General features: G+C 60.9%; 19 protein-coding genes. 9 read left to right on the top strand and 10 right to left on the bottom strand.

Features of this window, described 5'->3' with window-relative positions:
• Positions 1 to 74: 74 nt before the first annotated feature.
• The 6 genes from KHQ23_RS00475 to pspA all read right to left on the bottom strand — a co-directional run bounded on the left by KHQ23_RS00475 (position 75) and on the right by pspA (position 4,187).
• Positions 75 to 1,136 (bottom strand): TIGR01620 family protein, encoded by a 1,062-nt coding sequence (locus KHQ23_RS00475; protein WP_047694637.1) that lies wholly within the window; start codon positions 1,134 to 1,136, stop codon positions 75 to 77.
• On the bottom strand, positions 1,133 to 2,530 hold the full coding sequence (locus KHQ23_RS00470; protein ID WP_032434386.1) for a YcjX family protein: 1,398 nt from the start codon (positions 2,528 to 2,530) through the stop codon (positions 1,133 to 1,135). The genes KHQ23_RS00475 and KHQ23_RS00470 overlap by 4 nt, the downstream gene beginning before the upstream one ends.
• 102 nt (positions 2,531 to 2,632) lie before the next feature.
• Positions 2,633 to 2,851 carry a phage shock protein PspD gene (gene pspD, locus KHQ23_RS00465; protein WP_002901915.1) on the bottom strand — a complete coding sequence of 73 codons (219 nt, stop codon included), beginning with the start codon at positions 2,849 to 2,851 and terminating at the stop codon, positions 2,633 to 2,635.
• Positions 2,852 to 2,879: 28 nt separating this feature from the next.
• Positions 2,880 to 3,239, bottom strand: a complete 360-nt coding sequence (pspC, locus tag KHQ23_RS00460; RefSeq protein WP_002901913.1) for an envelope stress response membrane protein PspC — start codon at positions 3,237 to 3,239, stop codon at positions 2,880 to 2,882.
• The gene (pspB, locus tag KHQ23_RS00455; RefSeq protein WP_002901911.1) at positions 3,239 to 3,463 is read right to left on the bottom strand and encodes an envelope stress response membrane protein PspB; all 225 of its coding nucleotides are present in this window, start codon (positions 3,461 to 3,463) and stop codon (positions 3,239 to 3,241) included. Before pspB ends, pspC begins: the two co-directional genes overlap by 1 nt.
• Before the next feature lie 55 nt (positions 3,464 to 3,518).
• Positions 3,519 to 4,187, bottom strand: a complete 669-nt coding sequence (gene pspA, locus KHQ23_RS00450) for a phage shock protein PspA (RefSeq protein WP_002901908.1) — start codon at positions 4,185 to 4,187, stop codon at positions 3,519 to 3,521.
• A 152-nt stretch (positions 4,188 to 4,339) separates the two neighbouring features.
• Between pspA and pspF the strand changes: the two genes are divergently transcribed.
• Complete coding sequence (pspF, locus tag KHQ23_RS00445) at positions 4,340 to 5,329, top strand: phage shock protein operon transcriptional activator (protein WP_004148137.1); 990 nt, start codon at positions 4,340 to 4,342, stop codon at positions 5,327 to 5,329.
• On the opposite strand, the gene KHQ23_RS00440 is transcribed toward pspF, so the two are convergent.
• Together KHQ23_RS00440 and KHQ23_RS00435 are read right to left on the bottom strand one after the other, a co-directional pair.
• The gene (locus KHQ23_RS00440; protein ID WP_032434384.1) at positions 5,320 to 6,711 is read right to left on the bottom strand and encodes an MFS transporter; all 1,392 of its coding nucleotides are present in this window, start codon (positions 6,709 to 6,711) and stop codon (positions 5,320 to 5,322) included. The two genes, pspF and KHQ23_RS00440, sit on opposite strands and share 10 nt — an antisense overlap.
• 25 nt (positions 6,712 to 6,736) lie before the next feature.
• On the bottom strand, positions 6,737 to 7,906 hold the full coding sequence (locus KHQ23_RS00435; protein WP_002901900.1) for a M20 aminoacylase family protein: 1,170 nt from the start codon (positions 7,904 to 7,906) through the stop codon (positions 6,737 to 6,739).
• 171 nt (positions 7,907 to 8,077) lie between these two features.
• Between KHQ23_RS00435 and KHQ23_RS00430 the strand changes: the two genes are divergently transcribed.
• Positions 8,078 to 10,399, top strand: coding sequence for a helix-turn-helix domain-containing protein (locus KHQ23_RS00430; protein WP_073553522.1), 2,322 nt, complete (start codon positions 8,078 to 8,080; stop codon positions 10,397 to 10,399).
• Here KHQ23_RS00430 and KHQ23_RS00425 read toward each other — a convergent pair.
• Positions 10,366 to 11,208 carry a helix-turn-helix transcriptional regulator gene (locus KHQ23_RS00425; protein WP_047694635.1) on the bottom strand — a complete coding sequence of 281 codons (843 nt, stop codon included), beginning with the start codon at positions 11,206 to 11,208 and terminating at the stop codon, positions 10,366 to 10,368. The two genes, KHQ23_RS00430 and KHQ23_RS00425, sit on opposite strands and share 34 nt — an antisense overlap.
• 107 nt (positions 11,209 to 11,315) lie before the next feature.
• Between KHQ23_RS00425 and KHQ23_RS00420 the strand changes: the two genes are divergently transcribed.
• The 6 genes from KHQ23_RS00420 to sapF all read left to right on the top strand — a co-directional run bounded on the left by KHQ23_RS00420 (position 11,316) and on the right by sapF (position 17,843).
• Complete coding sequence (locus KHQ23_RS00420) at positions 11,316 to 12,224, top strand: SDR family oxidoreductase (protein ID WP_009484624.1); 909 nt, start codon at positions 11,316 to 11,318, stop codon at positions 12,222 to 12,224.
• 333 nt (positions 12,225 to 12,557) lie between these two features.
• The gene (gene sapA, locus KHQ23_RS00415) at positions 12,558 to 14,201 is read left to right on the top strand and encodes an ABC transporter substrate-binding protein SapA (RefSeq protein ID WP_002901817.1); all 1,644 of its coding nucleotides are present in this window, start codon (positions 12,558 to 12,560) and stop codon (positions 14,199 to 14,201) included.
• On the top strand, positions 14,198 to 15,163 hold the full coding sequence (gene sapB / locus KHQ23_RS00410) for a putrescine export ABC transporter permease SapB (protein ID WP_002901816.1): 966 nt from the start codon (positions 14,198 to 14,200) through the stop codon (positions 15,161 to 15,163). The genes sapA and sapB overlap by 4 nt, the downstream gene beginning before the upstream one ends.
• A complete protein-coding gene (sapC, locus tag KHQ23_RS00405; protein ID WP_211776837.1) occupies positions 15,150 to 16,040 on the top strand; it encodes a putrescine export ABC transporter permease SapC in 891 nt (296 codons plus the stop codon). Before sapB ends, sapC begins: the two co-directional genes overlap by 14 nt.
• Positions 16,040 to 17,032 carry a putrescine export ABC transporter ATP-binding protein SapD gene (gene sapD / locus KHQ23_RS00400; protein WP_004140266.1) on the top strand — a complete coding sequence of 331 codons (993 nt, stop codon included), beginning with the start codon at positions 16,040 to 16,042 and terminating at the stop codon, positions 17,030 to 17,032. The genes sapC and sapD overlap by 1 nt, the downstream gene beginning before the upstream one ends.
• 1 nt (position 17,033) lies before the next feature.
• The gene (gene sapF / locus KHQ23_RS00395; RefSeq protein WP_004140269.1) at positions 17,034 to 17,843 is read left to right on the top strand and encodes a putrescine export ABC transporter ATP-binding protein SapF; all 810 of its coding nucleotides are present in this window, start codon (positions 17,034 to 17,036) and stop codon (positions 17,841 to 17,843) included.
• 44 nt (positions 17,844 to 17,887) lie between these two features.
• Here sapF and KHQ23_RS00390 read toward each other — a convergent pair whose 3' ends face one another.
• Complete coding sequence (locus KHQ23_RS00390) at positions 17,888 to 19,267, bottom strand: cytosine permease (RefSeq protein ID WP_004151902.1); 1,380 nt, start codon at positions 19,265 to 19,267, stop codon at positions 17,888 to 17,890.
• A 247-nt stretch (positions 19,268 to 19,514) separates the two neighbouring features.
• On the opposite strand from KHQ23_RS00390, the gene KHQ23_RS00385 reads away from it, so the two are divergent.
• Complete coding sequence (locus KHQ23_RS00385) at positions 19,515 to 20,057, top strand: HutD family protein (protein ID WP_004152967.1); 543 nt, start codon at positions 19,515 to 19,517, stop codon at positions 20,055 to 20,057.
• The last annotated feature ends 190 nt before the right edge of the window (positions 20,058 to 20,247 follow it).

The raw sequence follows: 20,247 nt of genomic DNA, 5'->3' as shown, positions 1-20,247 counted from the left end.
GTGCACGTGCCAGAGCTTGACGTCGAAGGCCGGGCAAGGCGAAGCCGCCGCCCGGCGATGTCTCTGAGCGGAGGTTACTTCTCCGGGTGGGTTTTGCTTTTCTGCAGGGTCTCTTTCAACTGCCCAATCAGCTCGCGACGAAAATCGCCGAGTCGCGGTTTATCATCGGCGATCCACGGCAGCGGGCGGCACAGCTCCATCGCCTTGATCCCGAGACGGGCGGTCAGCAGGCCGGCGCCAATGCCCTGCGCGGCGCGCGCCGACAGCCGGGCCGCCAGATCCTGCGACATCCAGTCCATGCCCACCTCGCGCACCAGTTCGCTGGCGCCAGCGAAAGCGATATTGAGCAACACCAGGCGAAACAGTCGCAGACGGCTGTAAAACCCGAGCTCAATGCCGTACAACGTGGCAATTCGGTTGATCAGCCGCAGGTTCCGCCAGGCGATAAACGCCATATCCACCAGCGCCAGCGGGCTGACGGCAATCATCAGCGTCGACTCCGCCGCCGAACGGCTGATTTCCCGCCGCGCCTGGGCATCGAGCACCGGCTGCACCAGCTGCGCATAAAGGCTCACCACTTCGCGATCGCTTTGCGTTTCGTGGATCGCGGCATACCAGCGCTGCAGCGCCGGATGCGACTGATCCAGCCCGGCCTGCTGCGCCAGCTTCTCACAAAACGCTTTCGCTTTACCGACCGCGTGACTGTGCAGCATATCGCGCGCTTCATCGCGTTCGTGGGCGCGCTGGCGCAGTCGCCACAGACGGCGCCACTCGGTGGCTACAGATCCGACGCCGGCTCCGACGATCAGCGCCCCGGCGACGCAGCCGCCCAGCGCAATCCAGTCCTGGGTCTGCCAGGCGTTAGCCGTCCATTGCACGCCTTGCGCCACGACGCTGACGCCGAAGATCGCCAGTCCGGCGCTGACCATCCGCCGCCACAGGCTGCGTTTGGGTCGCAGGACCGACTCCACCACCGCTTCCGCCGCCCCCTCTTCCTCTTCGCCGGTCACCAGCCGCGCTGGCGCGAAGTTGTCCGCCTCCAGGGTGTCGAAGGCGCGAGCGCCTTTCAGCGGCGGAATTTTCTCCGCTTGCAGCGGCCCATCAAAATCAATCCGCGGTTTTAACGGTTCGCTCATCGCAGTTTATCTCCAATCAAAAATTCCAGCGCCGCGTCGAGACGAATGTGCGGCAAAGGCCGATCGACATCCATGACCTGCGGACGAAAGTTTTCAAACTGAAATCCCTGCTGCTGCCAGAAGGCCTGGCCCGGCAGGCGCGCCGGCACCTCACCGGGATAGATGGTCAACGGCTGGCCGTCGCTCAGGCGATTGCCGCGCAGGGCGGGAATTTTCTCGCCGTTCACCTCAATCAGCCCGCTCTGGGTCGCCTGAATAGACGCCAGCCCCAGGCAATCCATACTGATCCCTTCAAAGGCGGCGTTCTGCCACGCGTCCTGAATCAGTTGCTGCAGGAGCGACACCATATTGCTGTGCTGATCGATCGTGACGTGATCGGCTTTGGTGGCGGCAAACAGCAGCTTGTCGATGACGGGCGAGAACAACCGGCGGAACAAGGTGCGCTGCCCGTAATGGAAACTTTGCATCAGCTGGGTCAATGCCAGACGCATATCGTTAAACGCCTGCGGCCCGCTGTTGAGCGGCTGCAGACAGTCCACCAGCACAATCTGCCGGTCGAAGCGCAGGAAGTGCTCTTTGTAGAACCCCTTCACCACCCTTTCGCAATAGTATTTGTAGCGTTCGCGCAGCATGCCGGCGTTGCTGTTTTTATCGGCCTGCGCCAGCTTGGCTTCGCCGACGGCGTCGACGTCGGGCCACGGGAAAAACTGCAGCGCCGGCGCGCCCGCCATTTCTCCGGGCAGGACAAAGCGCCCGGGTTGGATAAAGTGCAGCCCTTCGCGCTTACAGGCGTGGAGATAGTCCGTCCAGGCGGCAGCGATATCCGCCAGCCGAGCCTCGTCGGCAGGGGCTAGCGGATCCAGCCCGGCGCACAGCTGCCGCCAGCGGGCCGACCACTCCGCACGCTGTCCCTGCAGGAGCCCGGTCATCTGTCGCGACCAGCTCAGATAATCCTGCGCCAGCATCGGCAGGTCGAGCAGCCACTCCCCCGGATAGTCGACGATCTCCAGATACAGCGTGGAGGTATCTTTAAAATGGCGCAGCAGGGAGTCATTCGAACGGTAGCGCAGCGCGAGACGGATCTCGCTCACCCCGCGCGTCGGGGTTGGCCACATGGGGGGCTGGCCGTACAGCTGGGCCAGCCCTTCGTCGTAGGTGAATCGGGGAATGCCAAAGTCCCGCTGCGGCACGCGCTTGACGCCGAGCAGCCGCTCTTCGCGTGCGGCGCTCAGCAGCGGCAGGCGGGCCCCCGTGTGGATATTCAACAGCTGGTTGACCAGCGCGGTGATAAACGCCGTTTTACCGCTCCGGCTCAGGCCGGTCACCGCCAGACGTAAATGCCGGTCAACCCCGCGGTTGACCAGCGCATTCAATTCAGTTTTCAGTCGCTTCATCGCCAGTCCGTTATGCCCTGAAGGTATGTCTCGTCATCATAAGCGATCTGCCGGGGATAAGCAGGACAACGTTAATCCTTTTGCGCCTTCCCCACGGCGGCATTATTTCATCCCGCGCGTGACGCGGTTGGCCAGCCGGCTGAGCAGCGGCTCCAGCGCCACCGCCAGCAGCATTTTCAGCGGCCGACGCGCGACCGATTTAACCGCCCAGCCGGCAACGCCCGCCGGGCCATAACGCAGCGCGGTCAGCAGCGCCAGCTTACCGACGATTTTCAGACCGGGCTTCACCTGCTGCCCGGCGCGTTGCCATTTGCTATTCATGCGTTGCCTCATTCGTTAAAAACAGGGTTTACAGCTGGCGAAAGCGGCTGCGCAGCGTAAAGGTGTCGGAGGTCACATACCGCTCCATTTCACGCAGACGCTGTTCACCGGAGGCCAGTTCGGCATCCACGGCGGCCAGCAGATCGCCATTGCTCGGCGCTTTATGACCGTACAGCTCGCTGTCCGGTATCGGATCCAGAGCAAAAGTCAAAATGATGTAGGCCACCAGGACAAAGAAAAAGAGGCCGAAAATCATCGCCAGCACGGTAATCAGGCGCACCAGCTTCACCGGGACATCAAGATGCTGAGCAATGCCCGCGCAGACGCCCTTTACCATCCCGCGCTGCGGGATACGCCACAGTTTTTTATTCAGATCCAGCCCGGCCATTATTTGTCCCTCCAGTTCGGATGTTCGGCGTCCAGGATCGCTTCCAGCGCCTGAATGCGTTCGCGCATCCGCTTCGCGTCATCGGTCAACTGCAGCAGCCGTTGCTGCTCATTTTGCGTCAGACTGCCGTTGGCGCCGCGATTGTTGTAGTGCAGCCACAGCCAGACCGGCAGAACAAACAGCACAAACAGCGTCAGCGGAATGGCGAGAAAAAGCATGCTCATGTGTACTCCTTACAGGGGGTGACCCGCGGCGCAACGCCGCGCCGCGCAATCATACTTACTGGTTGGACTGATTCATTTTGGCTTTCAACGCCGCCAGCTGCTCGCTGATTTCATCGTCCGCTTTCAGTTCGGCAAACTGCTGATCCAGCGTCTGCTGCTTGCCAAAGCGGTGGCTCTCCGCTTCCGCTTCCATCTGATCGATGCGACGCTCAAAGGATTCAAAGCGCGCCATCGCCTCATCCAGTTTACCGCTGTCCAGCTGGCGACGCACATCGCGGGACGAACTCGCCGCCTGATGGCGCAGCGCCAGCGCCTGCTGACGGGCGCGGGTTTCGCTGAGTTTGTTCTCCAGCTCGCCAATCTCTTTCTTCATGCGCGCCAGCGTTTCATCGACCAGCTGCACTTCATGATCCAGCTGAGCGATAAGGTCGGTCAGCTTCTGCTTTTCGATCAGCGCCGCCCGGGCCAGATCTTCTTTCTCTTTGCGCAGGGCCAGCTCGGCTTTTTCCTGCCATTCCGCCTGCTGGGCGACCGCCTGCTCAATACGACGGGACAGCTGTTTCTTTTCCGCCAGCGCGCGGGCCGATGTCGAACGCACCTCAACCAGCGTGTCTTCCATCTCCTGGATCATCAGACGCACCAGCTTTTGCGGGTCCTCCGCTTTCTCCAGCAGGGAGTTGATGTTGGCGTTCACGATGTCGGCAAAACGAGAAAAAATACCCATAATTTCAATCCTCATAGTTCTGGTTTCAGGCATTCACCTGTGGCTTAGCTAATACAAATGGCGTGCCAACTTTTTATCTTATTGATTTTAAACAGGGTGGTTGCGAAACGTGCTGGGCATTGCTACAGTCACCTGGTTAATTACACTACTTAATGGCGAAATTCATCATGGCGCAGTACAAGGATAATCTGCTGGGCGAGGCCAACAGCTTTCTCGAGGTGCTGGAACAGGTTTCCCGGCTGGCCCCGCTGGATAAACCGGTGCTGGTCATCGGCGAGCGCGGCACCGGGAAAGAGCTTATTGCTAACCGTCTCCACTACCTCTCCAGCCGCTGGCAGGGGCCGTTTATCTCGTTGAACTGCGCGGCGCTGAACGATAATCTGCTCGACTCGGAGCTGTTCGGCCACGAAGCCGGGGCTTTCACCGGGGCCAGCAAGCGCCATCCCGGGCGCTTCGAGCGCGCCGACGGCGGGACGCTGTTTCTCGATGAGCTGGCGACAGCCCCAATGCTGGTGCAGGAGAAGCTGTTAAGAGTGATTGAATATGGCGAGCTGGAGCGCGTGGGCGGCAGCCAGCCGCTGCAGGTTAACGTCCGGCTGGTGTGCGCCACCAACGCTGACCTGCCGCAGATGGTCGAGGAAGGTCATTTTCGCGCCGACCTGCTCGACCGCCTGGCCTTCGACGTGGTACAGCTCCCCCCGCTGCGCGACCGGCAGAGCGACATCATGTTGCTCGCCAACCAGTTTGCCATCCAGATGTGCCGCGAACTCGGTCTGCCGCTGTTTCCCGGCTTTAGCGAACGAGCGACCGCGACGCTGCTCGGCTACCGCTGGCCGGGGAATATTCGCGAACTGAAGAACGTGGTTGAGCGCTCGGTGTATCGCCACGGCGACAGCGAACATGAGCTGGACGCGATTATTATTAACCCTTTTCGTCAGTCCCCCGGCTCTCCGCCGGAAGCCGCGCCCGGCGATGAGCTGCCCGCGCTACCGCTGGATCTGCGCGATTTCCAGCTCCAGCAGGAAAAACGCCTGCTGCAGCGGAGTCTGGAGCAGGCGAAGTATCATCAGAAGCAGGCGGCGGAGCTGCTGGGATTAACCTATCACCAGCTCCGCGCGCTGCTGAAAAAGCATCAGCTGTGAGAGGCGCGCGGCAGCAGCAGCGCGCTCACCGCCATCGCCCCCAGACATAAGACGGCGTTAAACCACAGGGCATACTGGGCGGCATAGGCCATGCCCAGCGGTAAAAACAGCGCGAAAAGTGACGCTGTCACGGCGATACCCATCGCCCCGCCCAGCGAGCTGCCCATCTTATAGATCCCCGAGGCGACGCCGATTTTGTTCTCCGGGGCATTGGCCACCGCGGTATCCGTCGATGGCGTGGCGTAGCAGCCCAGTCCGAGGCCAAACAGCACGTTGCTGGCGAACACCACCCCGATATACAGCGCCTTTTCGAGAAAGGTGCAGGATATCAGCGCGATGGCGATAGCGGTCAACACCGGACCGGCCATCATCGGCAGCCGGGCGCCATAGCGCTGCAGCAGCTTCTCGCCGACCCGGATCATCGCCAGGACGGTCACCAGATAGCCGAGGGTCATCATCCCGCTCTCCAGCGGCGTCAGGTGGTGCCCTTGCTGCAGCCAGATGCTGGCGATCATCATGGTGCCAATCGTCCCATTGAGCAGAAAGTTCGACAGCACTGCCGCACCGTAGGCCCGATTGCGGAACAGCGCAAAATCAATCAGCGCCGCCTCGCCTTTGCGCATGCCGTTGCGGATAAATATCGTCCCCGCCGCCAGCGCCCCGGCCAGCATGGTCAACGACAGCGGGCTGCTCCAGCCCCAGCCGTGGCCCTTGCTGATAAACAGATTCACCAGCACCAGCGCAATAATCAGGCTCAGCAGACCGCCGACATCCAGCTTATGCTGGCTGGCGCTGGCGCTGCGGCTCTCCGGCGTGCCGCGCAGCAAAAACAGCGCCAGCAGGGCAACGGCGATCGAGAAGACGAAGATCCAGCGCCAGCCCAGACCGGTGGCGATAGCCCCGCCGACGAAGGAACAGAGACCGCTGCCGCCCCACGAGCCGATGACCCAGAAGCTGACCGCCCGCTGCCGCGCACGCCCCTCATACCAGGTCTTAATCAGCGCCAGCGTCGCCGGCATAATGCACGCCGCCGACAGCCCCTGCAGCACCCGGCCGGCCAGGAACAGCCCCGGTCCCTGAGCGACCACCAGCATGGCGCTGCCGACGATACTCAGCCCCAGCCCGAGGGTGGTCATCCGCATCCGGCCAAACTTGTCCGCCAGGCCGCCGCTGGCGACCACGAAGCAGCCGCTGAACAGCGCGCTGAGACTGACGGCCAGAGTTAAGGTTTCAAGAGAGATATCAAGGCTGCTTTTCATCGCCGGCACCACGTTAATCACCGACTGGGCGAACAGCCAGAAGGTTAAAACGCTTAACACAATCCCCACCAGCAGGCGATCGTTGCCGACAAACGGGGTGTCGCTTATTGTGACAGTGCTCATCGCATGGCCCTCCCGTTTCTCGTGATTAGCGCAGATAGCGTTCCGTCAGGCCACACCACAGCGCCGCGCCGGTCAGCAACAGCGCGTCGTTGAAGTCATACCCCGGGTTATGCACCATGCAGCGGTCAGGCTCATCGCCAGCGCCGATGGTGAAATAGCTGCCATGCGGGTGCTGCTCCAGCATGAAGGCAAAATCTTCACTGCCCATAAACGGCTTCACCTCGCCCACCTGCTCTGCGCCAAACAGCGCTGTCGCCACCTCCCGCACCATGGCGTTCGTCGCCGGATCGTTACGCAACACCGGACTGCCGTTGACGTGGGTCAGCGTGGCGGTGGCATTGAAGCTCTCCGCCTGGGCCACGGCGATATCATGGATCCGCTGCAGCACGGTCTCGCGCACCTGCTCATTGAGGGTGCGCACCGTGAGCTTCATCAGCACGTGATCGTTAATGATATTGGGCGCATGACCGGCCTGGATGCTGCCGACGGTCACCACCGCCGGTTCAAACGGGGTGATATTGCGCGAGACAATGGACTGTAGCGCGAGGGTAATATGGCAGGCCACCAGCGTGGCATCCACCGTATGCTCCGGCACCGCGCCGTGGCCGCCAACGCCCTTCACTTCAATATGCAGCGTATCGGAGGAGGCCATCATCGCCCCGTCGCGCAGGCCGATCTTGCCCAACGGCTGACCCGGCATATTGTGCAGGCCGAAGATGGCGTCGCAGGGGAACTGATCAAACAGACCGTCCTCGACCATTACCCGCCCGCCGTACAGCAACTCTTCCGCGGGCTGGAAAATCAGCTGCAGCGTGCCGGTAAACTGCCGGGTGCGCGCCAGATATTCAGCTGCGTAGAGCAGCGTGGTGGTGTGCCCGTCATGGCCGCAGCCGTGAAAGCGCCCTTCAACCTGGCTTGCCCACGGCTTACCGCTCCGCTCCTGCATCGGCAGGGCATCCATATCCGCCCGCAGGCCAAGGCGTTTTTTCCCCTCGCCGACGCGCAGCGTGCCCACCACTCCGGTGCCCGCCAGGCCGCGGTGAACCTCGTATCCCCACTCGCCAAGCAGTCGGGCGACCTCGCTGCTGGTCTGGTGCTCTTCAAAGCCGATCTCCGGCTGCTGGTGGAACCGACGACGCAGAGCAATAAATTGCGCCTCGTTAACCTGCAATGCTTCTAGCAACGGATGTGTCATTTTTGTTATTCCTGTGTTGTGTTTGCACGACACTTTCGAGTTTATGCGGGTGCCTCAGCTTGCAGGCGCGCTTTTTTGTTTTATATTGACGAAAAATCAATGAGTGTTTTTCATACATATCGGTTATGACAAAAAACAACCGGTTGTTTTTTGTCTACAGAGGAGAGTCATGTGGAGCAGCATGCAGGCGACTTTAGCGTCACCGTACGCGATGTGCGTCAGCTTACCCAGCCGGAAAGCGATCTGCTGACGCTGCTGTGGGTGCTGGAGGGAAGCGTAAATCTGGCGGTGGCGGAAGGTGCGTCGCAGCCGCTCGCCGCCGACGGGCTGGCAATCGTTAACCGCAACCGTCGCTGGAGCCTGCGCAGCGCCGGGGCGAACGCCGTGATGATCCTCACCCTCTCCGCCAGCTGGCTGGCCCGCCTCGATAATGCCTTTTTTGCCGTCGATTACCAGATAACGCCGCGCACCCGGGATGCCGATGACGGCCTGCGCCGCCTGATGCGCCAGCTGCTGGTGAGCGGCCTGGTCAATCATCCTGGCCATTACCGACTGGAGGCCAACCGCTGGCTGAGTGAGATAGCGCTGCTGCTGGCCACGCGCTTTAGCCAGCCCATCGCCTCCACGCCCCGGCGCGATACCGAAAAATGGAGCCGGAGAATAGCCAGCGTGGTGGCGCGGATCGACGCTAACTATCAGCGTCGCCTCTCGTTGCAGGAGGTGGCGGCCGCGGAATTTGTCTCCGAGGCCTGGCTGTCACGCTTATTTCGCAAAGAGGTCGGGGTTAGTTTTGTCCAGTACCTCACCGCGCTGCGCCTGCGCCACGCCGCCGACCAGCTATTAACCACCCGCAAAACCGTCCAGCAAATCGCCCGCGAACAGGGATTCGCCAGTACGCGAATGATGAGCGATTTGTTTAAGCGCCAGCACGGCGTGACGCCGCGCCAGTATCGTGAACAGCATCCTCTGGAGCTTGCCAGACCGCGCCCGCCGCAGGCCGATCGCTGGCAGCCGGTGGCGGCCGACCGGCTGTATGCGCGACTCAATGAGCCGGAACCACGCGACCGGGAAAGTCCCCCCCTGCCGATCAACCCACCGCAGACCCGGCAGATCAATCTGCGCGATCGTCCAGCGCGCCCCGCAGCGCTGCGCCATACCCGGATGGTGGTGACCGTGCGCGAACTGGACGATCTGCTGCGCGAAGATGTGCGCCGGGAACTCGAACAGCTGCACCACGCCCTGCCGGTGTATGCCATCGATATCAACGATCCCTTTCTCAGCAGTCGGCTGTTCGGCACCGGCTGGGACGATCCGCAGATGGCCGGCTACGCCTGCTGGTACAACCTGCAGCAGATTTTTAGCTGGCTGGCGGCGATGGGCTGGCAGGTGATCCTGCACACCGGCGTCACCACCCGCAGCGACCTGCTGCAGCGCTTCCTGCAGCTCGCCGCCAACCATTTTCCGCCAGCCACGCTCAACAGCTGGCGCTTTGTCTGGCACTGGTCGCCGCAGGCCAGCGAAGCTGCGCGCCAGGCCGCCTGGCGGCAGCAGCGCGGGGTCCTTCATCGCCTGCTGCCGCAGCCGCAGCTGGGGATCTGGCACCGCTTTGCTCCCGGCGATCCCGGGAACGATCCGCTGTTCCACTCGCCGCTGCTGGCAGAGGCGGATTTTCTCGCCTGCCAGGCAGATGCCAACGAACAGCTGGATCTGGCCCAGGCAGACAGCCGCCGCCTGGCCTCCAGCGAACATTATCCGCTACACAAGCTGCGGCAGATCCACAGCGCCCTGCGCCAGCGTCAGCTCAACCTGCCGCTGTGGCTGCTCTCCTGGAATACGCTGACCGGCGATACGCGGGATACCAACGGCCGCTTTTTTCGCGGCGCGCTGCTGATGGATAATCTGCTGGGGGTGGCGGACCAGGTCTGGCTGGCGGGCTTCTGGTTAAATTCAGGCCTCCAGGGCGAAGCTCGCGCCAACGGCAAGCTCGATACCTCCAGCCTGGCGCTGCACTATCTGCACGGCCTGCCGCGCCCGGTTTACTGGGTCCTCTGGCTCTGGCGGCGGCTGCGCGGCGAGATCCTGGTTCACGATAAAAACCTGCTGCTGCTCCACCACCAGGGTCACTACCAGCTGCTGCTGCGCAATACGGTGGTCTACAATCCCTGGCTCTCCAGCGAAGCGGCCTTTATCCAGCGCTTCAGCCAGCCCTACAGCGTGCGGCTGCAGGGCCTGGATGGCAGCTGGCGCATCAAACAGCACCTGTTCGATCAGCACCACGGCGCGTTGTTCCCGCTGGTGGACGCCTTTCGCAGCCGCAGCGGCCCTGACGCCGAGGATTATCAGTGGCTGATGCATCAGGCCCGTCCGGCGCTCAGCGTGGATGAAGCCAGGCTCGATGGCTATTGGCTGCGGATCGACTCGCTGCAGAGCAATGCGCTGGTGCTGTATGAATTTACCCCTCAGCTCTCCTCAGGCGCGGATCCCGCCCCCTGAAGTAAACCGTGAATTTTCCGCTGGCTTTCCGTCGTTGCCGGATTAAAGACCAGCAGGGAAAGATCGGGACGGCCCTCCACGGCAAAGGAGGTAAATTCCAGGTCGAGCGGACCCATCTGCGGGTGATTAATGCGCTTATAGCCCACGCCGTGGCCGGCGACGTCATGGCTTTGCCAGAAACGGGCGAACTCGACGCTCTGCTGGCTGAGCTCCGCGATCAACTGGTCAGTTTCTTTCGTGGCGCCCATCCGCGTGACGTCGGCGCGGAAGGCGTTGACGATAAGCTGCCCCACCCTCTGCCAGTCCTCCAGAGTGCAGCGGGCCTCCGGCCGGGTAAACAGGCGGCGCAGCACGTTGCGCTCCGCCAGCGGCAGTTGGCTGTAGTCGGTCAGCACCCTGGCCGCCGGCGCGTTCCAGGCGATGACGTCCCAGCTGGCGGTGCGGATAATCGCCGGAATGGTGAAAGCGTCAAGCACCCGCTGCAGCCGCGGCGTCATATCATCCGTCACCGTCAGACGCGTCTGCGGCGGATGGCCAAAGGCGAGAATAAACAGATGCTCGCGCTCCGGGGTGGTCAGCCGCAGACCGCGGGCGATCCGCTCCAGCACCTCGCGGGAAGGCGCCCCGCCGCGCCCCTGTTCAAGCCAGGTATACCAGGTCGGGCTGATGCTGGCGAGCTGCGCGACCTCTTCGCGGCGCAGCCCCGGGGTGCGCCGGCGTCCCGCCGGGAAGCCAAACGTTGCCGGATCGAGACGCTGGCGGCGGGCGCGGAGAAAATCGCCTAAAGCATGGTTGTCAGAAGTGTTCATCATCTGCCTGTGGGTTCTGCCTGTTAGAATTTATACCCCGATAATGTCTCTACTTTTATAGTATGACATCGCAGGTAGGATACGCCTGAAACCCATTCAGGAGATCCATGATGCGTATATTTCTTACCGGCGCGAGCGGATTTATCGGCTCACGTATTCTTCCGGCGCTGCAGGCGTCGGGCCATCAGGTTATCGGCCTCGCGCGCAGCGAAAGCACCGCACAGGCCCTGAAGGCGGCCGGCGCCGAGGTGCATCGCGGCACGCTGGATGCCCCGGAGTCGCTGCTGGCTGGCGTCGGGAACGCCGACGCGGTGATCCATACCGCCTTCGACCACGACTTCAGCCGCTTTGCCGCTAACTGCGAGAAAGACCGCCAGGCGATCCTGGCCCTGGGCCAGGCGCTGCGAGGCAGCACGCGGCCGCTGGTGATCACCTCCGGCACGCTGATGGGCGACGACGGGAGCGGCGCCCCGGCCCGGGAGTCGTTCTTCAACTCAGGGCACCCCAGCCCGCGCACCGCCTCAGAGCTCGCCGGCCAGCAGTTGCTGGAGGCGGGAGTGGATGTCAGGGTGGTCCGCTTACCGCAGGTGCATGACACCGTGCGTCAGGGACTGCTGACCTGCTACATCGAACGCGCGGTCGCCAACGGGGCGGTAGCCCTGCGCGGCGAGGGAAGCAACCGCTGGTCAGCCGCCCATGTCGATGACGTCGCACGTCTGTATGTCAGCGCGCTGCTTCAGGGCGCGGCCGGCGAGCGCTATCATGCGGTGGCCGAAGAGGGGATCGCATTACGCGATATTGCCGCGGTAATTGCCCACGGATTAAACCTGCCGCTGACCCACCTGGATGAGTCGCAGGTCGACGCCTGGTTCGGCTGGTTTGCGCCGTTTACCGCCCTTGACCTGCGCGCCAGCTCGGCATGGACCCGCGAGCGCTTGCAGTGGCAGCCGGTTGGCCCCGGGCTGCTGGAGGACCTGCAGAATATGGACTATCATAAAGTGACACTGTCACAATAATCGAAACACGCTCCCCCTGTATCACACCCGACGGGTACGGCTAGTCGCCCGTCGGGTCATCGGCTTTCTCCCCGCTATACTGAGTCTATTCTCTAGCGTCCGCACGTCGTCGCCGTTTGGTCAACCGCGGCCAAACAGAGCTGACTGGCGATATCGGCGATAAAAAGTTACCATGTTTCACTATACAGACTCGGTTCCGCGACTATTTTAATCAATTGACTGAATACTATACGCACCCGGTAACCGCATTATCCCTCAGGCTTGTTGAAGGCGGTGGTGAATGTCTATTAATCTTAATAAGATAGAGTTCAGCTCTATAATCAAACAGAAAATATGCGCCTGAAATTGTCATCTCTCCTGGCAGCCGTTTCCCTGCTGTGTGGGCCAGCTTTTGCCGCCCCTGCGCTCCCCGACCGCGCCGATATCCGCGATAGCGGTTTCGTCTATTGCGTCAGCGGCCAGGTTAATACCTTTAACCCGCAGAAAGTCAGCAGCGGCCTGATTGTCGATACGCTGGCCGCTCAGATCTATGATCGTCTGCTTGACGTCGATCCCTATACCTACCGGCTGGTCCCCGAGCTGGCGGAGAGCTGGGAAGTTCTCGATAACGGCGCCACCTACCGCTTTCACCTGCGCCGCCACGTCCCGTTTCAACGCACGGCGTGGTTTACCCCGACGCGGGACTTTAATGCCGATGACGTCATTTTTACCTTTGGCCGTATTTTTAACCGCGACCATCCGTGGCACAACGTCAACGGCAGCAGCTTCCCCTACTTCGACAGTCTGCAGTTTGCTGACAGCGTGGAGAGCGTCCGCAAGCTGGATAATCAGACCGTGGAGTTTCGCCTCAAGCGGCCGGACGCCTCGTTCCTCTGGCATCTGGCCACCCACTATGCGTCAATTACCTCTGCCGAATATGCCGCCCGCTTAACGCAGGACGACCGCCAGGAGCAACTGGACCGCCAGCCGGTTGGCACCGGCCCGTTCCAGCTATCCGATTACCGCTCCGGACAATATGTTCGCCTGCAGCGCCACCCCGGCTACTGGCGCGGCAAACCGTTGATGCCCCAGGTGGTGGTCGACCTTGGCTCCGGCGGCACCGGCCGCCTGTCGAAACTGCTGACCGGAGAATGCGACGTGCTGGCCTGGCCGGCCGCCAGCCAGTTGACGATCCTGCGTGACGACCCGCGCCTGCGCCTGACGCTGCGCCCGGGAATGAACATCGCCTGGCTGGCCTTCAACACCGCCAAGCCGCCGCTGGATAATCCTGAGGTGCGCCATGCCCTGGCGCTGGCGATTAACAACCAGCGCCTGATGCAGTCCATCTACTATGGCACCGCGGAGACGGCGGCGTCCATGCTGCCGCGGGCCTCGTGGGCCTACGATAATGACGCTAAAATTACCGAATATAATCCGCAGGAGGCCCGCGCCCGCCTGAAAGCCCTGGGTCTGGAAAACCTGACCCTCAAGCTGTGGGTGCCCACCAGCTCGCAGGCGTGGAATCCCAGCCCGCTGAAAACGGCGGAGCTTATCCAGGCGGATATGGCGCAGATTGGCGTTAAGGTGATTATTGTGCCGGTAGAGGGACGTTTCCAGGAGGCGCGCCTGATGGACATGAGCCACGACCTGACGCTCTCCGGCTGGGCGACGGACAGTAACGATCCGGACAGTTTCTTCCGACCGCTGCTGAGCTGCGCGGCCATCGCCTCGCAAACCAACTTTGCCCACTGGTGTAACCGGGAGTTTGACGACGTGCTGCAAAAAGCGCTGCTCTCGCAGCAGCTCTCCTCGCGAATGGACGCTTACAAAGAGGCGCAGCGCATCCTCGCCCGCGAACTGCCGGTCCTGCCGCTGGCCTCGTCGCTGCGGCTGCAGGCCTACCGCTATGATATGAAAGGCCTGGTGCTCAGCCCTTTCGGTAACGCTTCGTTCGCTGGCGTATCGCGGGAAAATACCGAAGAGGTGAAGAAGCCATGATTATTTTTACCCTGCGCCGTCTGCTGCTGCTGCTGATCACCCTCTTTTTTCTGACCTTTGTCGGTTTCAGCCTGAGCTATTTCACCCCTCATGCCCCACTGCAGGGCGCTTCCCTGTGGAATGCGTGGCTGTTCTGGTTTGAAGGGGTGCTGCACTGGGATTTCGGCGTCTCCAGCATTAACGGCCAGCTGATTTCTGAGCAGTTGCGCGAGGTGTTCCCGGCGACCATGGAGCTGTGCATCCTCGCCTTCGGCTTTGCCCTGCTGATAGGCATTCCGGTGGGGATGATCGCCGGCGTAATGCGCAATAAATGGCCCGATACCCTGATCAGCGCCGTTGCGCTGGTCGGTTTCTCGATCCCGGTCTTCTGGCTGGCGCTGCTCCTGACCCTCTTCTTTTCCCTGACCCTCGGCTGGCTTCCGGTCTCCGGTCGCTTCGATCTGCTGTATGAGGTGAAAAACGTCACCGGTTTCGCGCTGATCGACGCCTGGCTTTCGGACTCGCCGTGGCGCCATGAGATGATCGTCAGCGCCGCCCGGCATATGGTGCTGCCGGTATTGACCCTGGCGGTCGCCCCCACCACTGAAGTGATCCGCCTGATGCGCATTAGCACCAGCGAGGTGTATGACACTAACTATGTAAAAGCGGCCGCCACCCGCGGCGTGTCGCGACGCAAAATTCTACTGCGCCATGTGCTGCACAACGCCCTGCCGCCGGTGATCCCGCGTCTCGGCCTGCAGTTTTCCACCATGCTCACCCTGGCGATGATCACTGAGATGGTGTTCAGCTGGCCTGGACTGGGCCGCTGGCTGATCAACGCCATTCGCCAGCAGGACTACGCGGCGATCTCCGCCGGAGTGATGGTGATTGGCGCGCTGGTGATTATTGTCAACGTGATTTCCGATATTCTCGGTGCCATGGCTAACCCACTGAAACATAAGGAATGGTATGCCCTACGATAGCGTTTATCTGGAAAGGCGTCCGCCCGGCGCGCTACGCACCGTATGGCGTAAGTTCTATGGCGACACCACGGCGATGATCGGTCTGTACGGCTGCGCGGGCCTGCTGCTGCTCTGCGTCTTCGGCGGCTGGTTCGCCCCCTACGGCATCGACCAGCAGTTCCTCGGCTACCAGCTGTTGCCGCCGTCGTGGTCGCGCTATGGCGAAGTCTCCTTCTTTCTGGGAACCGATGACCTCGGCCGCGATGTGCTGAGCCGACTGCTGAGCGGCGCGGCGCCCACCGTCGGCGGCGCTTTTGTCGTCACCCTCGGCGCCACGCTGTTTGGTCTGGTGCTGGGCGTGATTGCCGGATCGACCCACGGCCTGCGCTCGGCGGTGATGAACCATATCCTCGACACCCTGCTCTCCATCCCCTCGCTGCTGCTGGCGATTATCGTCGTCGCCTTTGCCGGGCCGCATCTGAGCCATGCGATGTTCGCCGTCTGGCTGGCGCTGCTGCCGCGCATGGTGCGCTCCGTCTACAGCATGGTCCACGATGAGCTGGAAAAAGAGTACATCATCGCCGCCCGCCTCGATGGCGCCTCGACGCTGAATATTCTGCTGTTCGCCATCCTGCCCAATATCGCCTCCGGCCTGGTGACCGAGATCACTCGCGCCCTGTCGATGGCTATTCTGGATATTGCCGCGCTGGGCTTTCTTGATCTCGGCGCCCAGCTGCCTTCGCCGGAATGGGGAGCCATGCTGGGCGATGCGCTGGAGCTTATCTATGTGGCGCCGTGGACCGTGATGCTCCCCGGGGCGGCGATTATGCTCAGCGTACTGCTGGTCAACCTGCTGGGCGACGGTATTCGCCGGGCGATCATTGCCGGGGTAGAATAATGCCGTTACTCGATATTCGTCACTTAACCATTGAATTTAAAACCAGCGAAGGCTGGGTAAAAGCCGTCGATCGCGTCAGCCTGACGCTGACCGAAGGCGAAATCCGCGGCCTGGTGGGGGAATCCGGCTCCGGGAAAAGCCTTATTGCCAAAGCTATCTGCGGCGTGACCAAAGACAACTGGCGGGTCACGGCCGACCGCATGCGCTTCGATGACATCGACCTGCTGCGACTGTCGAACCGCGAGCGCCGGAAGCTGATCGGCCATAACGTGTCGATGATTTTTCAGGAGCCCCAGTCGTGCCTCGATCCCTCTGAGCGCATCGGCCAGCAGCTGATTCAGAGTATCCCCGGCTGGACCTACAAGGGCCGCTGGTGGCAACGGCTGGGCTGGCGCAAGCGCCGGGCCATCGAGCTGTTGCACCGCGTCGGCATTAAAGATCATAAAGATGCCATGCGCAGCTTCCCCTATCAGCTGACCGAGGGCGAGTGCCAGAAGGTGATGATCGCCATCGCCCTGGCCAACCAGCCGCGTCTGCTGATTGCCGACGAGCCGACCAACGCCATGGAGCCGACCACCCAGGCGCAGATTATTCGCCTGCTGACGCGGCTCAACCAGAACAACAACACCACCATCTTGCTGATCAGCCATGACCTGCAAATGCTCAGCAAATGGGCGGATAAAATCAACGTCATGTACTGCGGCCAGACGGTGGAGAGCGGGCCCAGCGAAGAGCTGATCACCCTCCCACATCACCCCTACACCCAGGCGTTAATCCGCGCGATCCCGGATTTCGGTAGCGCCATGCCGCATAAAAGTCGCCTCAACACCCTGCCTGGAGCGATCCCGCTACTGGAGCAGTTGCCTATCGGCTGTCGGCTGGGGCCGCGCTGCCCGTACGCCCAGCGCGAGTGTATCGAAACGCCGCGTCTTACCGGGGCGCGCAACCATCTGTACGCCTGTCATTTCCCGTTGAACATGGAGAAAGAGTGAAATGGTCGAAACATTGCTGGAAGTTCGCCAACTCAGTAAGACCTTTCGCTACCGCACCGGCTGGTTTCACCGTCAGACGGTTGAGGCGGTTAAACCGCTGAGTTTTACCCTGCGCGAACGGCAGACGCTGGCGATTATCGGCGAGAACGGCTCCGGGAAATCGACCCTCGCGAAGATGCTGGCGGGCATGGTGGAACCCACCAGCGGCGAATTGCTGATTGACGATCATCCGCTGACTTTTGGGGATTACTCCTACCGCAGCCAGAAGATTCGCATGATCTTTCAGGATCCGTCGACCTCGCTGAACCCGCGTCAGCGCATCTCGCAGATCCTCGATTTTCCGCTGCGACTGAATACCGATCTCGACGCCGAGGCGCGGCAGAAGCAGATAATCGACACCCTGCGCATGGTCGGTCTGCTGCCGGACCACGTCAGCTACTACCCCCATATGCTGGCGCCCGGTCAGAAGCAGCGTCTCGGCCTCGCCAGGGCGCTGATCCTGCGCCCGAAGGTTATCGTCTGCGATGAGGCGCTGGCCTCGCTGGATATGTCGATGCGCTCCCAGCTTATCAACCTGATGCTGGAGCTGCAGGAGAAACAGGGCATCTCCTATATCTATGTCACTCAGCACCTGGGAATGATGAAACACATCAGCGATCAGGTGCTGGTGATGCATAACGGCGAAGTGGTCGAGCGCGGCAGCACTGCCGATGTGCTGGCCTCGCCGCTGCACGACCTGACCCGGCGCCTGATCGCCGGCCACTTCGGGGAAGCCCTCACCGCCGACGCCTGGCGCAAAGACGGGAAATAGCTGGCAGGCGACGGCAGGGGCGGCCCTCACGCCGCCCTTGTCATTCAGGTAGAAGGGAAAAGACTCTGCGCCGGCAGCGACCGGCGGTCAAAGCGGCGCAGCGCGTAGTAAAGAACCCCGGTGCCAAACCAACCTATTATCCATGAGACATCGTTACCGGCGAAGATCCACGTGAGCGAACCATGGAACAACGGGTTCTCAATGAACGGCAACTGGATAAGCACACCGACGATATACAGGGTGATCGCGTACAGGTTCCAGAACCCGTAGCGTTGCTGCGGGTCGCTTAGCGCCGGAATATCGATGGCGCCCTTCGAGATAAGATAATAATCCGTCAGACAGATGGCGCTCCACGGCACGAAGAACGCCAGCAGAAACAGAAGAAAATGCGTGAAATGCTTTAAGAAAGCGGGTTCGCTAAGCAACGCGATAATGCAGGAAGCCGTCACCATCAGCACCACGAATGCAATGCGACACTTTTGCGACAGCACGGTTTGCCGGCGGAAGGCGGAAACAATGGTGGTCAGCGACATAAAGCTGCCGTACGCATTGAGGGTAGTGAAGGTAATTTTACCAAAACAGATGGCGAAATAGATAACCATGGCCATCGCCTGACTCTTACCTAATCCCACCAGATAGCTCACCTCGTGACCAGGGAACGCGCTGCCGGCAATGGCCGCTGTCAGAACCCCGAGCGTCATCGACGTTTGGGTACCCAATACGGTGCCGAAAAACACTGAGCACCACGTTTTCGTGGCGGAAACATCGCGTGGCAGGTAGCGCGAATAGTCGGATACATAGGGGCAAAAAGCGATCTGCCACGATGAGGAGAGCGATACGGCTAATAAAAACGTCGGCAGCGAAAAATGGTTATTGTGCGCGAGCGCACTGAGATCGGCCGAAAGTAGCAGCGTGATGAACATATAAACGAAGGCGAGAATTCCGACGATACTCGCCAGTTTGCCCAGCTTGTGGATCACCTTATAACCGAGGACGGCGATAACGATAATAATCGCACTGAATATCAGCATCCCGGCTACGTGGCTGATATTCAGTAGTTTGGCCATTGCCTGCCCGGCCAATACGGTGCCGCTGGCAGAAAAACCGATATACATGACGCAAACCAGCACCAGCGGCACCACCGCGCCAAAAACCCCAAACTGGGCGCGGCTAAGGATCATTTGCGGAAGTCCCAGTCGCGGTCCCTGCAGCGCATGCAGAGACATCACCGCCGCCCCCAGCATCTGACCGACCAGAAGCCCGACCAGCGACCACACTACATCGCCGCCCAGCACAACGGCTAAAGCGCCAGTGACAATCGCCGTAATTTGCAGATTGCCGCCAAACCAAAGGGTGAACTGGCTAAAAGGGTGTCCATGCCGTTCGCTTTCCGGGATGTAATCAATCGACCGCCTTTCACTCATTCCAGCATAATTGCTCTTTGACTGCCCGTCTGTAGACGAAAACGAAGACATAGGTTCCTCACTCAAGTTATTAATATCACCTCACTCAATCGTTCTTGTATATACAAGCATTGACAACTCACCGCCTTGCATGCACTCTCATTTTGTGACGAATATGTAAAATATTTGTATTGCAGAAAGTTACTAAACTAGCTCAAGGCGGTGCTTATTGTTGACGCCGGAAGCGATTAACTAAGGTATGCTGCCCATGATGGTCCCTTTTCAACTTTCGACGCTCCCCGTCACGCCGTGGAAAAACGGCGGCGGAGAGACGCGCGAAATCATCTGCGTACCCGCTCCAGATGCCCCTTTTCTCTGGCGAGCGAGTATTGCCACCCTGCAGGCGGATGGCCCTTTCTCCCCCTTTCCTGGCGTCGACCGGGTCATTACTCTGCTGGCGGGGCAGCCGCTACGGCTGTGTGGCGAGAATATCGACCAACCGCTGGCGCTCTGGCAGCCGTGGGCTTTCCCCGGCGAATGGGCGCTGTCCAGCGTCGGGATCGTTGCGCCAGGGCTGGACTTCAATATCATGACTCAGCGCGGGCGCGCGTCGGCGACAGTTCAGGTCGTTAGCGACCTGCAATGCCCTGCCAGCGAGGGGGTCGCTTATGTTCTACAAGGCGAGTGGGATCTGGCCGGGCGACGCTGCGCGGCCGGCAGCGGCCTCTGCTGGCGCGGTGGATCCCCGCGGAATCTGCGTCCCGTGGGCAGCAATGGACGCCTGCTGCTGGCGGAGATCGCGCTCAAATAATCGTCAGGAGAGATGATATACTGCAGCTATCGCGATGTACTTTTGCCCCGCGCGGCGCGGACCGGCTGAAAAATATCGTGACACAAGGGGTCGTCAGTGGGATATAATTCCCGGCTAAATTTGAGTTATTTTGAAATAACAATGTTAACGTTATGATTGTTAAAGTAAAAATAAGCAATAACGATAAGGA

This window comes from Klebsiella sp. 64, assembly GCF_018223915.1.
GTDB lineage: Bacteria > Pseudomonadota > Gammaproteobacteria > Enterobacterales > Enterobacteriaceae > Klebsiella > Klebsiella pneumoniae.
Note: the sequence above shows the minus strand (reverse complement) of the source record. Positions and strands in the feature narration are given on the sequence as shown.

Coding starts and splice junctions, on each gene's coding strand:
- KHQ23_RS00475 (WP_047694637.1), bottom strand. CDS start 1,136: ATGAGCGAACCGTTAAAACCGCGGATTGATTTTGATGGGCCGCTGCAA.
- KHQ23_RS00470 (WP_032434386.1), bottom strand. CDS start 2,530: ATGAAGCGACTGAAAACTGAATTGAATGCGCTGGTCAACCGCGGGGTT.
- pspD (WP_002901915.1), bottom strand. CDS start 2,851: ATGAATAGCAAATGGCAACGCGCCGGGCAGCAGGTGAAGCCCGGTCTG.
- pspC (WP_002901913.1), bottom strand. CDS start 3,239: ATGGCCGGGCTGGATCTGAATAAAAAACTGTGGCGTATCCCGCAGCGC.
- pspB (WP_002901911.1), bottom strand. CDS start 3,463: ATGAGCATGCTTTTTCTCGCCATTCCGCTGACGCTGTTTGTGCTGTTT.
- pspA (WP_002901908.1), bottom strand. CDS start 4,187: ATGGGTATTTTTTCTCGTTTTGCCGACATCGTGAACGCCAACATCAAC.
- pspF (WP_004148137.1), top strand. CDS start 4,340: ATGGCGAAATTCATCATGGCGCAGTACAAGGATAATCTGCTGGGCGAG.
- KHQ23_RS00440 (WP_032434384.1), bottom strand. CDS start 6,711: ATGAGCACTGTCACAATAAGCGACACCCCGTTTGTCGGCAACGATCGC.
- KHQ23_RS00435 (WP_002901900.1), bottom strand. CDS start 7,906: ATGACACATCCGTTGCTAGAAGCATTGCAGGTTAACGAGGCGCAATTT.
- KHQ23_RS00425 (WP_047694635.1), bottom strand. CDS start 11,208: ATGAACACTTCTGACAACCATGCTTTAGGCGATTTTCTCCGCGCCCGC.
- KHQ23_RS00420 (WP_009484624.1), top strand. CDS start 11,316: ATGATGCGTATATTTCTTACCGGCGCGAGCGGATTTATCGGCTCACGT.
- sapA (WP_002901817.1), top strand. CDS start 12,558: ATGCGCCTGAAATTGTCATCTCTCCTGGCAGCCGTTTCCCTGCTGTGT.
- sapB (WP_002901816.1), top strand. CDS start 14,198: ATGATTATTTTTACCCTGCGCCGTCTGCTGCTGCTGCTGATCACCCTC.
- sapC (WP_211776837.1), top strand. CDS start 15,150: ATGCCCTACGATAGCGTTTATCTGGAAAGGCGTCCGCCCGGCGCGCTA.
- sapD (WP_004140266.1), top strand. CDS start 16,040: ATGCCGTTACTCGATATTCGTCACTTAACCATTGAATTTAAAACCAGC.
- sapF (WP_004140269.1), top strand. CDS start 17,034: ATGGTCGAAACATTGCTGGAAGTTCGCCAACTCAGTAAGACCTTTCGC.
- KHQ23_RS00390 (WP_004151902.1), bottom strand. CDS start 19,267: ATGAGTGAAAGGCGGTCGATTGATTACATCCCGGAAAGCGAACGGCAT.
- KHQ23_RS00385 (WP_004152967.1), top strand. CDS start 19,515: ATGATGGTCCCTTTTCAACTTTCGACGCTCCCCGTCACGCCGTGGAAA.